17 protein-coding genes are annotated in these 14,800 nt (G+C 63.7%); 6 read left to right on the forward strand and 11 right to left on the reverse strand.

Annotated features, from left to right (window positions below; translation table 11 throughout):
- Positions 1–47: 47 nt before the first annotated feature.
- Both ACEN8U_RS02980 and ACEN8U_RS02985 read right to left on the reverse strand, forming a co-directional pair.
- The gene (locus ACEN8U_RS02980; protein WP_310109780.1) at positions 48–884 is read right to left on the reverse strand and encodes an IclR family transcriptional regulator; all 837 of its coding nucleotides are present in this window, start codon (positions 882–884) and stop codon (positions 48–50) included.
- Complete coding sequence (locus ACEN8U_RS02985; protein WP_310109778.1) at positions 865–1,743, reverse strand: IclR family transcriptional regulator; 879 nt, start codon at positions 1,741–1,743, stop codon at positions 865–867. Before ACEN8U_RS02985 ends, ACEN8U_RS02980 begins: the two co-directional genes overlap by 20 nt.
- A gap of 278 nt (positions 1,744–2,021) precedes the next feature.
- Here ACEN8U_RS02985 and ACEN8U_RS02990 point away from each other — a divergent pair, with 278 nt between their 5' ends.
- The 6 genes from ACEN8U_RS02990 to ACEN8U_RS03015 all read left to right on the forward strand — a co-directional run bounded on the left by ACEN8U_RS02990 (position 2,022) and on the right by ACEN8U_RS03015 (position 8,753).
- Complete coding sequence (locus ACEN8U_RS02990; RefSeq protein WP_309587641.1) at positions 2,022–2,981, forward strand: MBL fold metallo-hydrolase; 960 nt, start codon at positions 2,022–2,024, stop codon at positions 2,979–2,981.
- Between the two features lie 74 nt (positions 2,982–3,055).
- Positions 3,056–4,765, forward strand: coding sequence for an FAD-dependent oxidoreductase (locus ACEN8U_RS02995; RefSeq protein ID WP_310109776.1), 1,710 nt, complete (start codon positions 3,056–3,058; stop codon positions 4,763–4,765).
- Between the two features lie 43 nt (positions 4,766–4,808).
- Entirely contained in the window at positions 4,809–5,045 is a 237-nt protein-coding gene (locus ACEN8U_RS03000; protein ID WP_013591104.1) for a DUF2783 domain-containing protein, read from the forward strand.
- Positions 5,046–5,252: 207 nt separating this feature from the next.
- A complete protein-coding gene (locus ACEN8U_RS03005) occupies positions 5,253–6,584 on the forward strand; it encodes an MFS transporter (RefSeq protein WP_310109774.1) in 1,332 nt (443 codons plus the stop codon).
- A 68-nt stretch (positions 6,585–6,652) separates the two neighbouring features.
- A complete protein-coding gene (locus ACEN8U_RS03010; protein WP_310109773.1) occupies positions 6,653–7,354 on the forward strand; it encodes a 4'-phosphopantetheinyl transferase family protein in 702 nt (233 codons plus the stop codon).
- Between the two features lie 163 nt (positions 7,355–7,517).
- Complete coding sequence (locus ACEN8U_RS03015; RefSeq protein ID WP_310109772.1) at positions 7,518–8,753, forward strand: YbfB/YjiJ family MFS transporter; 1,236 nt, start codon at positions 7,518–7,520, stop codon at positions 8,751–8,753.
- 16 nt (positions 8,754–8,769) lie between these two features.
- On the opposite strand, the gene ACEN8U_RS03020 is transcribed toward ACEN8U_RS03015, so the two are convergent.
- From ACEN8U_RS03020 to ACEN8U_RS03060, 9 genes are all read right to left on the reverse strand, one after another.
- Positions 8,770–9,243, reverse strand: coding sequence for an Lrp/AsnC family transcriptional regulator (locus ACEN8U_RS03020; protein ID WP_013591100.1), 474 nt, complete (start codon positions 9,241–9,243; stop codon positions 8,770–8,772).
- Positions 9,244–9,789: 546 nt separating this feature from the next.
- Positions 9,790–10,590, reverse strand: a complete 801-nt coding sequence (locus ACEN8U_RS03025) for an SDR family oxidoreductase (RefSeq protein ID WP_310109770.1) — start codon at positions 10,588–10,590, stop codon at positions 9,790–9,792.
- A gap of 136 nt (positions 10,591–10,726) precedes the next feature.
- The gene (locus ACEN8U_RS03030) at positions 10,727–10,882 is read right to left on the reverse strand and encodes a DUF3309 family protein (RefSeq protein ID WP_013591097.1); all 156 of its coding nucleotides are present in this window, start codon (positions 10,880–10,882) and stop codon (positions 10,727–10,729) included.
- A 135-nt stretch (positions 10,883–11,017) separates the two neighbouring features.
- The gene (locus ACEN8U_RS03035) at positions 11,018–12,247 is read right to left on the reverse strand and encodes a YbfB/YjiJ family MFS transporter (RefSeq protein ID WP_310109768.1); all 1,230 of its coding nucleotides are present in this window, start codon (positions 12,245–12,247) and stop codon (positions 11,018–11,020) included.
- Between the two features lie 86 nt (positions 12,248–12,333).
- Positions 12,334–12,948 carry a TetR/AcrR family transcriptional regulator gene (locus tag ACEN8U_RS03040; RefSeq protein ID WP_310109767.1) on the reverse strand — a complete coding sequence of 205 codons (615 nt, stop codon included), beginning with the start codon at positions 12,946–12,948 and terminating at the stop codon, positions 12,334–12,336.
- Positions 12,949–13,125: 177 nt separating this feature from the next.
- Positions 13,126–13,332, reverse strand: coding sequence for a hypothetical protein (locus ACEN8U_RS03045; RefSeq protein ID WP_310109765.1), 207 nt, complete (start codon positions 13,330–13,332; stop codon positions 13,126–13,128).
- Between the two features lie 391 nt (positions 13,333–13,723).
- The gene (locus ACEN8U_RS03050) at positions 13,724–13,942 is read right to left on the reverse strand and encodes a hypothetical protein (protein WP_310110002.1); all 219 of its coding nucleotides are present in this window, start codon (positions 13,940–13,942) and stop codon (positions 13,724–13,726) included.
- A gap of 183 nt (positions 13,943–14,125) precedes the next feature.
- Positions 14,126–14,410 (reverse strand): hypothetical protein, encoded by a 285-nt coding sequence (locus tag ACEN8U_RS03055; RefSeq protein WP_013591092.1) that lies wholly within the window; start codon positions 14,408–14,410, stop codon positions 14,126–14,128.
- An 88-nt stretch (positions 14,411–14,498) separates the two neighbouring features.
- On the reverse strand, positions 14,499–14,771 hold the full coding sequence (locus ACEN8U_RS03060; protein ID WP_013591091.1) for a hypothetical protein: 273 nt from the start codon (positions 14,769–14,771) through the stop codon (positions 14,499–14,501).
- Positions 14,772–14,800 lie beyond the last annotated feature (29 nt).

Consider the following 14,800-nt stretch of genomic DNA (forward strand, 5'->3'; position numbering starts at 1 on the left):
AAAAACGATTACCGAAGGGAGGCGCAAGCGCGCGTCGCCGCCTCACGTCACCCCATCCACCCGAACCGCCGCGACAACCGCAGCGCGCCGGCCTGCAACATCTGCGCGGGCCCGGCTGTGGCGGCGCTGTCAAAGCTGCCGCTCGGTCCCATCAGGGCGAGCACGAGGCAGATGCTGCCGGTGTGATCGAGCACCGGCGCGGCCAGCGTGTCGATGCCGGGCACGGGCCGGCTGAGCGCGGTATCGATCCCCTGGGCGCGAATCTGGGCGAGTCGCTGCGCGTAGGTTTCCTTCAGCGCCGGCGGCGCGCCTTTGCCCACCGGAACGTCCGTTTCCTCGGCGCCTGCCAGCCGCAGATGGTCCTGGGCGAGCAACCCGGCCCGTACGTCGTCGGCGACATAGGCGGCGAAAACGCGCCCGATTGCCGTATTCACGAGCGACATGACCGTGCCGACCCGCAAGCTCACATGCAGTGGCCGCGGCGATTCCTCCAGCCGCACGACCGTCGGTCCGAGCGGGCCGAGCACCGCCATTGCGACGCTCATCGCTGTGGATGCCGCCAGTTCGACCACCTCGGGCTCGGCCTCGCGCACGGGCGACAGCCGCTGCAGGCTGATCAACCCGAGCTCCAGCGCAAGCGGCCCGGCTTCGAAGCAGCCGGCGGCGTCGCGGCTCAGCAGGCCGATCTTCAGCAAGCTCACCAGATGCGGAAAGGCTTTGGCCGGCGGCATGCCGGCTGCGGCTGCGAGGTCGCGCAAGGTCAACGGCCGCGCCGCGGCGACGAGCGCTGCCAGCAGCTCGCCGGTGTTGTCGAGCGACTGGATGCCGCGCTGCGGTTTGGCATCCGCGGAAAGGCGGGAAAGGTTATCGGATGACGCAGTCACGATTAGACGAGGCAAGCAGTGAGGATTGAGCCGCCAGCTCGGCGCCGATCTCTCGAGCGGTACCGAGCAACGCACGGGCGATCGGACCGTCGGCGGCCACATTCATTGCGCCCGTCGAGCCGATCACCGTCAATGCCAGTGCCAGATGCCCCTGCGGGTCGAGCACCGGCGCGCTCACACTGCTGATGCCGGGACTCGGAGCATCCACGCTGCTCTCCAGGCCGCGCGCGCGGATTTTCTCCAGCGACGCCTGGAAAGACGCGTCGCGCGGCGCGGCCCGCATGCTTGCTTCGGCGCCAGACTGATTGGCCCACATCGCGTCGAGCGTTTCGCGCGGCAAGTAAGCGCAGAAAACGCGTCCCGTCGATGTGGCGGGCAGCGACATCACCGTGCCCACGTGCAGATTCACATGCAATGGAAAGCCCGCATGTTCGTATCGAACGATGGTCGGCCCCTGCGGACCGGCGATGCAAATGGCCACGCTAAAGCCGATGGCTTCGGCCAGCGCGGCCACGCGCGGCACGGCAGCGCGAAACGCCGGCTGGTGTTCCAGATGCAGCAGACCCAGCCGCAGCGACAGCGGACCGGGCTCGTAACGGCCCGACAACTCGTCGCGCTTGACGAGGCCGAGGCGGCTCAGGCTCACCAGATACGCATGCGCCTGCCCCGGCGCGAGATCCGCCGCGACGGCGAGATCGGACAGCGCGAGGGGCACGCGCGCCTGCGCGAGCGCGAAGAGCAGCCGGCCGCCGACTTCGACGCTCTGAATGCCGCGCTGCGTCTTGCCGCCTTCCGCGGTTTCGTTTCCGCCTGCGCCCGTGCCGGCTGCCTTGGCTGCGTTGGCTGCTTTGCTGACCACCGTGCTTGTCCGTAAAAAGGGTCCATGTTAACCGAACCGTGAGCGCAAACCGCCACTGTCTGTTCTGTCTATCTTAGGCGGGGGGGGGGGGATTTGCGTATAGCGATATATTTCGCTATTGACAAATAAATCGCCGCGGTCATAAGATGCATTCACCCCGACATACCGGCGCAGTCACAGAGTCAAAACGGGGCGAGACAACCTCCAGCACCGTCAGCCTGCGCCCCGTCGCGCGGCCGGCCGTCTCGCCTCACATCCAACTTTTGAGGGAGACGAGCATGGCAAAGGCATTCGCATCGCAGGCCGATCTGGAAGTCAAGAAAGTCACGTGGACGCAGTTGTCCGAGAACGCCTACGCGTACACCGCGGAAGGCGACCCGAATTCGGGCGTGATCATCGGCGACGACGGTGTGCTGATCGTCGACACCACCGCCACGCCGGCCATGGCACAAGACCTCATCGCAAAGATCCGCAGCGTCACCGACAAGCCCATCAAATACGTCGTGCTCTCGCACTATCACGCGGTGCGCGTGCTCGGCGCGTCGGCGTACTTCAAGGAAGGCGCGCAGGAAATCATTGCGAGCCGCGGTACCTACGAGATGATCGTCGAACGCGGCGAAGCGGACATGAAGTCGGAAATTGAGCGCTTTCCGCGTCTTTTTGCCGGCGTCGAGACGGTGCCGGGGCTGACATGGCCCACGCTCGTCTTCGAAAAGGAAATCACGCTGTTTCTCGGCAAGCTCGAAGTGCGCATCGCGCATCTGGGCGCGGGTCACACGAAGGGCGACACAGTCGTGTGGCTGCCTTCGCAAAAGGTGCTGTTCTCCGGCGATCTCGTCGAATACGACGCAGCTTGCTATTGCGGCGACGCGCAACTCGAACAATGGCCGGCGACGCTCGAAGCACTGCGCGCGCTCAATGCCGAAAAGCTGGTGCCGGGCCGCGGCCCCGCGCTGACCACGCCGCAAGACGTCAACAAAGGCCTCGATTACACGAAGGATTTTGTCACGACGCTGCTGCAGCAAGGCCGCGAAGCCGTTGCGCAGAAGCTCGATCTGAAGGCCGCCATGGCGCACACGCGCAAGGCCATGGATCCGAAGTTCGGCCATGTGTTCATCTACGAACACTGCCTGCCGTTCGACGTTTCGCGTGCTTACGACGAAGCGAGCGGCATCACGCATCCGCGCATCTGGACCGCACAACGCGACAAGGAAATGTGGGACGCGCTGCAAGCCTGACAGGCCTATAACAAGAGAACCGAAGCGCAGCGCGGACGTAGAGCAGAAAAAGCGGAGAAGGACGGAGACACAAGATGAGCATCAACTACCAGACGCTGTCGTTCGAATATCAGCCGTGCCGCGAGCAAAGCCCGCAGACCGGCGCGAAGCAGACGGTCTATCCGGTGATCGTGGTCGGCGCGGGGCCCGTGGGCCTCGCCACCGCCATCGACCTCGCGCAGCAGGGCGTGGCCGTGGTTCTGGTGGACGACGATTGTTCGTTGTCCACAGGTTCGCGCGCGATCTGCTTTTCCAAACGCTCGCTCGATATTTTCGACCGGCTGGGATGCGGCGACCGGATGGTGGACAAGGGCATCAGCTGGAATGTCGGCAAGGTGTTCCTGAAAGACGAACTCGTCTACACGTTCAATCTGCAGCCGGAGGCGGGGCATCACCGGCCCGCGTTCATCAATCTTCAGCAGTACTATGTTGAAGGCTTCCTGCTCGAACGCGCTCAGGAAATGCCCAACATCGAGATTCGCTGGAAAAGCAAAGTGGTCGGCGTCGAGCAGAGCGGAACGCCGGGCACATGCGACGCCGCCGTCACGCTGACGGTCGACACGCCGAACGGTCAATACGCATTGCGTGGCCGCTATGTGGTCGCCGCCGACGGCTCGCGCAGCCCGATCCGCAATCTGATGGGGCTCGACAGCAAAGGCGTGACCTTCAAGGATCGCTTCCTGATCGCCGACGTGAAAATGGAAGCCGATTTTCCGACCGAGCGCTGGTTCTGGTTCGATCCGCCGTTTCATCCGAATCAGTCGGTGCTGCTGCATCGTCAGCCGGACAATGTGTGGCGCATCGACTTCCAGCTCGGATGGGACGCCGATCCGGTGCTCGAAAAAACGCCTGAGCGCGTCATTCCACGTGTGCGCGCGTTGCTCGGGCCGGATGCGAAGTTCGAGCTCGAATGGGTGAGCGTCTATACGTTTTCGTGCTTGCGCATGGAGCGCTTCCGCCACGGCAATGTGCTGTTTGCGGGCGATTCCGCTCACGGCGTGTCGCCGTTCGGCGCGCGCGGCGCGAATAGCGGCGTGCAGGACGCGGAAAATCTCGCGTGGAAGCTCGCCATGGTGCTGGACGGCAAGGCATCGGACGCACTGCTCGACACGTATGCGAGCGAGCGCGAATTTGCCGCCGACGAAAACATCCGCAACTCCACCCGCTCCACCGATTTCATCACGCCCAAGAGCCCGGTGAGCCGCGTGTTTCGCGACGCCGTGCTGAAGCTCGCGCGCCATCATCCGTTTGCCCGGCAACTGACGAATAGCGGCCGCCTGTCGGTGCCTGCAGTGTTGAGCGATTCGCCGCTCAATACGGTGGATCGCGACAGTTTCGCGGGCCTCATGGTGCCCGGTGCCTCCTGTGTCGATGCGCCTGTGCAGGCGGCTGGCGACCCCGCGTGGCTGCTTCGGCATCTCGGCCAGCAATTCACCGGTGTGCTGTTTTGCGGCGATAAAGGCATCGATGCCGCCACCGAAGCCGCGCTCAATGCGCTGCGCACGAGCGCGATTCCGTTGAAGCTCGTCGTGATCGCGAGCGGCGACACAAAGCCGCCCGCCATCGCGGATGTGACGATTCTGCGCGACGCCGAGGGTCTCGCCGGCGCGCGCTACGACGCGCTGCCCGGCACGTTCTATCTGATCCGTCCGGACCAGCATGTGTGCGCGCGCTGGCGGCAACTCGAGCCGCTTGCCGTGGAGCATGCGCTCAAGCGCGCGCTGTGCGTCGAAGGCACAGCGTAACGGCTGCGGCATGAGCGCAAAAAATAGAATCTGGAGACACACCATGGCACTGAACACGCAACCGAATCTCGCGCGTCCGGACGATTTCTACGAGGCGCTGATCGACATGCATCGCGACCTCGACGACGCACGGAGTCAGTCGGCGAATGCGCAACTCATTTTGCTGCTGGCCAACCATATCGGCGATCACGCGACGCTGCTGGAAGCGATCCGATACGCGCGCGAAGGCGTGGCCGATGCATCGCCGGAAGGCGGCGAGGTCCACCCGCTGGCGGCGTGATCCGCAGGTTCGTACAGCGCAACACTGCGCGCGGCTGGTGAAGGCCGCGCGTCGTCCATCGCGGCAAGAGCGCGCCTTTACGTTTTAGCGCCTTAACGCTTTAACGCTCGCGCACGCCGTCGCTTCGGCAAACAACAACGCGGCGCGTCAAGACGCCGGACCCGCGGGTCCGTTGGACCCATCACGCCTCATGTCTGGAGATAAACGATGAGTCAATCCCTCGCCTCGGCGCTCGAGCCCGGTTCAAGCGCCGCCGCGCATGACGATCTGCTGTATCGCAAGGTGTCGCTGCGCATTATTCCTTTTCTGTTTCTCTGTTACGTGGTGTCGTTTCTGGACCGCATCAACATCGGCTTCGCGCAGTTGCAGATGAAGCACGACCTCGGCTTCAGCGACGCGATGTACGGGCTCGGCGCGGCCGTGTTCTATGTCGGCTATGTGCTGTGTGAAGTGCCGAGCAACCTGCTGCTCGCCAAATTCGGCGCGCGCCGCACTTTCACGCGGATCATGTTGCTGTGGGGCGTGGCGTCGGTCGGCATGATGATGGTGTCGACGCCCGCACATTTCTACTTGCTGCGCTTCATGCTCGGCGTGTTCGAGGCGGGCTTCTTTCCGGGCATCGTGCTGTATCTCACGTATTGGTATCCGGCCCGGCGACGTGCGGCCGTGCTCTCGGTGTTCTTCGCGGGCGTCGCGGTGGCGGGCGTGCTGGGCGGCCTCGTGTCGGGCTGGATCATGCGCGATATGGGCGGCGTGCTCGGCCTCTTCGGCTGGCAGTGGATGTTCGTTATCGAGGGGGCGCCCGCGGTGATCCTCGGTCTCGTCGCGGCCGTCTATCTGGTCGACGGTCCGCAGCACGCGAAGTGGCTGAGCGCCGACGAAAAGGCGCAGCTCATCGCGCAACGCGACGAAGAAGGCGCCGCATCGTCGCACGCGGCCCATTCATCGCACTCGTTCGTGCAGGCCTTGCGCAATCCGCGCGTCTATCTGTTCGCGTTCATCTATTTCTCGCTGACGTGCGCGTCGTTGACGCTCAACTTCTGGATGCCGTTGATGATCCGCGACTTCGGCATTCGCGATGTGCTCGCAATCAGCCTGTACAGCGTGATTCCGAATGCGGTCGGCGCAGTCGGCCTGATTCTGATTGCCCGTCATTCGGACCGACGCGGCGAACGCCGGCGGCATTTCGCCGTATGCACGATTGGCGGCGGCCTCGCGCTTTCGCTTTTGACGCTGCATTTAAGCAGTTTTGCTGCGATGCTCGCGATTCTCTCGCTCGCTGCCGTGCTGATTTTTGCGGCGTTGCCGATCTTCTGGACCGTGCCCTCGCGCTATCTGTCGGGCGCGGCGGCGGCGGGCGGCATCGCGTTGATCAGCAGCATCGGCATTACGAGCGGCATTGTGAGCCCCTGGGTGATCGGGCAGATCAAGACGCACACCGGCAGCATGGACAACGCGCTGTATCTGCTGACCGTGCTGTTGTTTGCAAGCGGCATTGCGCTGCTGATCGGCGTGCCGAAGGAGAGCCGGCCCGTCTGAACGCAGCGCACGTTGCACGAGGCTCATCGTGTAGAGTCGCGGTAATTTCATTGCGCCCGGTTCTTGCGATGTCGGCCACTATCCAGGTTGTTCCGCTGCAACACGAAGGCCCGCCCGATGTGTCGGTGTGGCGGGTCGCTTTTTCTTTCGACGCATCGCTCGACGCCGCAATCTTCCAATCGCTCAGCGACGACGAACGCGACAGAGCGCGGCGATTCCGTCGACAAGAAGACGCGCTGCGTTTCGCGACCACGCGCGCCGCGCTGCGCGAACTGCTCGCGCGCAACCTCGGCATCGACGCTCGCGCCGTGCGTTTGACGGCCGACGCAAACCGGCGCCCGCAGCTCGCGGACTCGACGGCACTCGACTTCAACGTGTCGCATGCGGGCGCGTACGGTCTGATCGCGATGTCAGCGGCGCGGCGCGTGGGCGTCGACATCGAGCAGTGCAGCGACACCTTCGACTGGCGCGCTATCGTCGCCCTGACGCTCGACCCGGACGAGGCTGCATGGATCGAGCGCCTCGATGCCTCGGCGCAACCGGCGGCGTTTTACGACGCCTGGACAGCCAAGGAAGCGCTCGTCAAGACGACGGGCGCGGGCATCGCGCGCGGCCTGCAGCATTTGACCGTGTTGCCGCGCGAAGGCCTGCGCGTGACGCTGCGCAACGCCATTGCGGATGACATGCGCGCGCTGACGGCGCAATGGCTCGCCGCGCCGCGCGGCTACGCGGCGTGCCTGGCATGGTCTGCGGCGCCGCGTGATGCGTAGCGCGCCGACATCAAACGCGTTCCATCGGCGTTTTTTTGTCCGGCAACATGCAACTAACTGTCAGCCCCGCGCGGTGTCTCCGGATATGATGGCGAAGCGCGAAAAATCTTGCATCGACCAGCAAAACGGCCTCGCAACAAGGTCCCGTCTTCCACACTAACGCATGCCGACCCAGCCATCCGAAGCTGCTGATTCCAACGTCGCGGACGAAGCCGTCCAGCGCTTGCCGACCCTGCTGCAAGCCGCCGCGCTGTCCCTGGGAAGCGCGATCGCGCTAGGGCTTGCGCGCTTCGCCTACGCGCTGCTGTTGCCGTCGATGAAACTCGACCTGGGCTGGAGCTTCGCCGAAGCCGGCGCGATGAACACCGCGAATGCGCTCGGTTATCTGCTCGGCGCGCTGGCTTTCCCGCGAATTGCGCGTCGCTCGAGGGTGGACACGTTATTCGTCGCGGGTTGCGTCGCGACGGCATTGTTGATGGCCGGCAGTGGTCTCGTCGCGGACACCAACCTGCTCCTGCTGTTGCGCGTAATCACAGGCGCGGCCAGCGCGGCGATTTTCATCAGCGGCGGCGTGCTGGCGGCGCGACTCGCATCGGCAAGACCACGCGATGCGGGGCTCGTGCTCGGCCTGTACTACGGCGGTACGGGATGGGGCATTGTGGCTGCGTCGCTGCTCGTGCCGTTGACGATTCTCAATCGCGCGCATGGCTGGCAGTTCGCGTGGTTTGCGCTGGCTGCCGCGTGCGCTGTATTGACCGTGGCGGCCGTTGGCGCCGCGCGAAAAATCGAGGGCTTGCACGCTACTGCGGCACCGGCCGCGCAACGCGTGGCCACAGATCACGCCGCGCGCTGGCCCCGCTTTGCTTGCGCGCTCGCCGGCTATGCGTTGTTCGGCGTCGGCTATATCGGCTACATGACGTTTATCGTCGCGCTGTTGCGCAACGCTGGCATGAGCGCCGCAGTCGTAACGGCGTTCTACCTGTTGCTGGGCGTCGCGACGGTGCTTTCCGCGCGCGTGTGGTCGGCGCTGCTCGACCGCATGCGCGGCGGTCAGGCGCTCGCCGTGCTCAACGCGCTGCTCGCCGTCGCGACGCTGTTGCCCGCGCTCTTCACGCAACCGTGGATCGCCTTTGCGTCCGGCGCGCTGTTCGGCGCGACGTTCCTGTCCGCTGTGGCATCGACGACGGCATTCGTGCGCCACAATCTCCCGGCGAGCCATTGGGCCAAGGGCATCAGTGCGTTCACCATCGTTTTCGCGTTCGGGCAGATCGTCGGGCCCATGGTGATCGGCTGGGTGTCGGACGGAGCGGGTCTGGCTCGCGGTCTCATCTATTCCGCGCTGCTGCTCGCGGGCGGCGCGCTGCTCGCCGCGTGTCAAAAACCGCTGCGCGAAAGTTGAGGGCCGTGGCCGCGCATCAGATCTGCACCGACGGAATGCTCTTCATACAACGCAGCGCGAACATGGAACGGCTATGACGAATGCCCGCGATCTTGTAGAGCTTCTCGCGTAGAAAGCGCTCATAACCCGCCGTGCCGTCCACGGCCACTTTGACCAGATAGTCGTAATCGCCGGACACCAGATATGCCTCGAGTACTTCGGTGAGGGTCGCCAGTTCCGCGCCGAAACGGGCGAGCGCGTCGTCGTCGTGACGATCGAGCGTGACTTCGAGCAGCACGATATCGGCGAGGCCGAGTTTCTGTTGATCGAGCAGCGCAACATAGCCGCGAATGTAGCCCTCGCTTTCGAGTTGACGCGTGCGGTTCCAGCACGCCGTCGTCGACATGCCGACCTGTTCGGCCAGCTCCGCATTGCTCACGCGTGCGTTCTTTTGCAGTGCGCGGAGGATTCTGCGGTCTTGATTGTCCAGCGCGCGGGTCTTGGTGCTCATATCGGGAATCGGAAGATTGTTTGGTCAGGCGTCATTCTATCGGAATAACATTCCGGGAGTTGCCGTGTGGGCTCGCGCTTTAGGAAGCCTATCCAGCGCGGCTGCCGGTATATTTTCAGGGTGCATTCGCGCCCGGGAGATCCGTCCGGCTCGCCAACCGTCCGGCGGCCACGCGCGGCCACAAGCCGCTACGGGTATGACGCTGCTTTTACCGAAGCCAGCATGAGGGGAAACTGCGACACTACCCGGTCGCAGCCAACGCTCGCTCGGGCCCGAACGCATGTAGGGCACTGGCGCGCGAATCGAGGCATGTAAGAGACGCGCGGCCACATAAGGGCCGCGCCACAGAGCGTGTTTCGAATGATCAATGGAAGATCAGGTACAGAATCACCAGCACGATCACCGGAACACCCAGAAGCCAGCCAAGTAGGTAAGGCATGATGTCTCTCCTTTCGTATCGAGTTGGAATACGACGGAGATTCAGCATGGCGCGTGCCTGAGGTATTCACCGCGCGTGCCGCTGCCGCGTTCTAAATGTCACACTGTTTAGCCGTTGTCGACGAACCCCGGATAGAGCGTCATTCCGCCGTCCACGAATAAGGTTGTGCCCACAACATAATCGCTTTCGTCGGATGCGAGCCACACGGCGGCCTTGCCGATATCTTCTACTTCGCCGACCCGCCCGTAAGGGATCAATTGCAGTAACTTTTCGCGTGCGGCGCTCGTGTCCCACGCGTCGTGATTGATCTTGGTGCGAATCGCGCCAGGCGCAATCGAGTTGACGCGAATCCGCTCCGGCGCCACTTCCTGCGCGAGCGACTTCATGAACATCTGAATGCCGCCCTTCGACGCGGTGTAGTTGACATGCCCGGCCCACGGAATGACTTCGTGCACCGAGCTCATACAGATAATTTTGCCGAGCGCTTTCGACACGGACGTTGCCCCGCGCCGGCGGAATTCTTTCACTGCGGCTTGTGCCGTGAGGAACTGTCCCGTGAGATTGGTGCCAAGCACGGTCTGCCAATCGTCCATCGACATATCGGCAATCGCGTTGTCGCGCTGCAACCCCGAATTCGCCACGACGATATCGAGCGTGCCGAAGCGGGCGCGGCAGGCGTCGAACATTGCATCGACCTCTGCGGGATTCGACACGTCCGCTTTGACCGCAAACGCGGTGCCGCCTGACTGGTTGATCTCGTCAGCCAGCTTTTCAGCTGATTCGGCATGCGAATGATAGTTGAGCGCTACCGAGGCGCCTGCATCCGCAAGCGCTCCCGCGACGCCGTAACCAATGCCGGAACTCGCGCCCGTGACCAGAGCGAACTGATTGGCGAGTAACTTTTCCATCGCAATTCCTCGGCGCTCATGCGCGCCTCTGTACCTTCAGATGTGACGAGGCCGCCGGAAGGCGAGCAGTTCCCTGCATCGCCATCCGGCGGCCAGGCCCGTGTTGATCGACTGATTTATTGCGTCGCGCGAATCGCTATATGACGCCCGCGACAAGCAGCACGATCACGATGATCAGCACGAGGCCAAGACCACCCGTAGGCGCATAGCCCCACGAGCGGCTATGCGGCCAGGTCGGCAACGCGCCAATGAGGAGAAGAATCAGCACAACCAGAAGAATAGTTCCCAACATATATGACCTCCGCTTGGTGATGGAGCCGCCTCGCAAGCAACGGTGCACATGGTGCGATGTGCACCGCGCGTGCATCGGACAGCGTCGTCACCTTAGCCGAGCAAGCGTCGTGCCCACGGCTGAACGAGTCGGCGCTTACAGCGCCGGGGTGCGCGTGGTTGCGGCCCGCGAAGCAATGAGATCCGCAAGGAATGCCAGCGCCAGCGCGACGGCACCGCAGGCAAAGATGAGCGCGTAATCGTTATGCGAATGCGAGAACAGGTATGAATAGCCGTAGCCGGCAAGCGCCTGGAAGAGTGCGAACGCTGTTGTCGCGCGGCTCCACGAGGCGCGCTGTTCGGTGTGATCGTGCGGCACGAGTTCATGAATGCGGCCAAGCGCGAGCGGCACCACGCCCGGCGTGAAGATGCCGAGAATCACCGTCGACACGGCCAACACCCACGGGTTGCCTGACGCCGCGAGCATGGCAACAGCCGCTGCCTGCAGCAGCAGTGCCACGCGATAAGCCTTGCCGTAACCGATACGGTCCGCGATGTTGCCCGCGATCACCGGCCCTGCTATCGCCGCAAGCCCGTACAGCACCCAGTAATTTGCGCCGATTGCCGCGCCTTTGCCGAGACCGCGCGCCACGTAATCGACGAGCAGGATCATGGCCGGCACAAGACCGAGCGCGTTGGCCGCATACTGCGCATACAGCACGCGCAGCGCGAGCGTATTGCTTTGCGGAGCAAGATGACGAGTCGCCGAGGCAATGGGCGCGGGCGGATTGGTCGACGGCCAGCCGAACCAGCTCACCGCTGTCAGTACGAGCGCGACAGCGCCAAGACCGAACCAGGCCGTGCGCAGACCGAAATGCAGCAGTTCGGGAATCAGCGTGCCGGACGCGGCAATGCCGAGGCCGAGTCCCAGAAAGATCATGCCGCTGACAAAGCCGCGGCGCGGCACCGGAATGTGCGGAAGAATGGATGTAGCCACCAGCACCATGATGGCGCCGCCGGAGATACCCGACAGCAAACGCCACAAGAAGAACCAGCTTATCGAGAGCGGATACGCGCACGCGAAGAACGCGGCGGTCACCACGGCCATCAACATGCGCAACGCGGTGCGGTTGGATAACGCGGACGCCAGCGGCCGGCCGATCAGCGCGCCGATCAGATAACCGGCGAAGTTCGCGGCGCCGAGCGTGACGGCTTGCGCCGACGTGAACCAGTGCGCCTGAATCAGCGAGGGAATCAGCGGCGTGTACGCAAAGCGTGCGAGCCCGATTGCGACGAGACTGCCGCTCAGTCCGGCGAACGTGGCAAAGAGCGCGCGGGCATCGAGCGATGTCGAGCCCGAAGAGGTCAATGAGGGCGCTGTAGACATGACGACTCCTTTACCGGTGAACGTGCATGACGTCGCGCCGGATGTCGGTGAAAGTGCGAAAGGGGCGCCGCGTGAGGCGCGCGGCTTTAGACGTCGCCGTGCCTTGCCGGCAGCGCCGGCAGCCCGAGCAACGCGAGCGCGCTGGCTACGGCGCTCGTGAGCACGGCACGCTGCGGATCGATGCGCGCCAGCACGCGCATGCCCAGCACGGTGGCGAGCAGATGCGCCGCGGCCTGATCGGCGGAAACGGTTTTGGCCATCGCGCCGCTCTGTTGAGCCGCAATGAGGCAGCGATAAAAGAACGCGCGAATTTCGGCGATCTCGGTCGCGACGAGCTGGCGAAATGCTTCGTCCTCCGATGAAATTTCGAGCGCCGAATTCACGAGCATGCAGCCGCGCTTGTGCGGATCGGCGACCGACCTTTCGATGGTTTCGTCGAAAAAGCCGGTAATGGCTTCGGCGGGCGGCATGCTGGTCTCGAAGCGCCTGATGCGCTCGCGCAACGAGTGGTCCAGGTAGTGCTCCAGCGCGCGCAGATACAGCCCGCGTTTGTCGCCGAAGGCGTTGTAGAGGCTCGGCTGGGTGAGTCCGGTGCACTTGACCAGGTCGCGCGTGGAGGTGGCTTCGTAGCCCTTCTGCCAGAAGGTTGCGCTTGCTGCTTCCAGCACCTCGTTCTCATCGAATCCGCGGGGGCGCGCCATGATGAATGTCCTTTACCACCGGACCCGGTGGGTTCTGTATCAGTCGATATAGAACTGCATTATATATCGATTGATACAGAAAGCAAGGGGCGAGGTGGCCGCCGCGCTGGGGGACCGCCGCGTCTCGCGCAGCAGCGCGGCGCGCGGCGGTTTCCAATTGCTGGCATCTCGAGCGTCCTACAGATAGGTGCCTTTGATGCGGCCTTCGAAGATGGCGGTGTTGATGCCGAAGTCGTCGACGTGGCCGGCGGCGCCGCCGTCGACTGTAACGACGACGGAACGGCCGCCGCGGACGAGCTTAAGCTGCTCGGCCGAGAGCGTGAGTTCTTCGTCGGCCGCGTCGACGCCGCGGGGTAGGTCCTTGATGATGACGGTGGATTTCATGGCAATACTCCTTGAAGTGGTTGAACGAGCACGGCGGAGTGCTCGTTGCGATTTCTGCAAGGCGTATGCCAATTTGCGCGAGATTGAGCGCCGGTCGGCCCAGTGTCCGCGGACGCGAGGCCAGGCAGGCAAGCGCGCCGCGCCTCCGCCCAGAACCGATTGCGATGGAGAAAAATTAGCGGCCAGGTGTGCGGGCGCAACCCACAGAAAGCGCGTGAAGTGTTGGCTCGCGAGGGCGCTCAGGAGCTCACGGCACGAGGGCGTCGCTCAACGCCGCACGGAAAAGACAGAGGCGGCACGTGCTCATGACACGTGCCGCCGCAGAGTTGAATTAAACGGGAATATAAGGGCGAATTTAAGGGCGAATCAAAGCGCGAATCCACGCGTAGATCTAACTGCGCCGCGTGTTACGCGTCGCGGCCACCTTCACGATGGTTTGATGCGCGGCGGGAAAGCCGGGCGGGTATTCGACGACGCGCGCCGAGGTGGGCACGAGCGGCGCGGCGCTTGTCAGTCGCGCGCCAATGCGTGCGCCGCCGACAATGGCGGCCATGGCCGCACGGTCGAGTTCGACGTTGTCTGCGAGGTCTTTGATGAGAAGCTTGGCCATGATGTGTTCGCCGGGAAAGCCGAGCGATTGACCGGCGCGATGGTCCGGTTGGCGCTCGTAGGTGTCGTGCAATGTGCTGAGGTCTCGTCGCACTATGAGTATAGGAAATCTGTTTTTAACCTGCCTGCCGGATGTGGCAAGACGGCAGTAGGGAAGCCCCCGGTCCTTCGCTACTGCACGCCGTCACACAACAGCGGTGTTGGCTGCCCACAGCGATGGGCTGACATTCAGGTGCAACGGAACGAAGCCAGCGCCGATCACGCCGACGTTGTTGAGCGCCGCAACATTCACGTACTGCAGCTGGTTCAGGTTCTGGTTCACCGAGACGTTGACGTTGGCGATGCCGCTCAGGCCGCCGACCGTGGGCACGCCCGGCACGCTGCTGCCGGTGCCGCCGGACACTGCGGACATGGCGCGGCGGTCGAGTTCGCGGGTGCGGGAAAGATCGCGAATCATGAGGGATGACATGGTGTTTCTCCAAAGGTGCGAGGAAGAAGGCGGTGCGCGGCGCGAGGCGAAACGGCCCGAACAGGCGGCCGCTTCGCCTCGTCGCGTGTTACACGTGGATGTTGTTGCTCGACGTGACGGACGGGTTGATCGTCGAGCTGAGACCGGCAGCGAACGCGACGTTGTTGCCGTTGGCGTTCTGGATGTTGAGCTCGTTGCTGATCAGTTGCGTCGCGTTGACCTTCTTGCTGTAGTCGGGCGCGTAGACCGGGCTGAAGTTGAAGTACGACGTGGAGGGGCCGAAGCCGCCGCGCACGGCGCTCATCGCCTTGCTGTCGAGTTGTTCGGTGATGGACAGGTCTTTGATCATCAGCGTGTTCATGGTGAGTCTCCTGAAAGGGAAGGTTGCGG

This window comes from Paraburkholderia phenoliruptrix (assembly GCF_047325075.1).
Classification (GTDB): domain Bacteria; phylum Pseudomonadota; class Gammaproteobacteria; order Burkholderiales; family Burkholderiaceae; genus Paraburkholderia; species Paraburkholderia phenoliruptrix.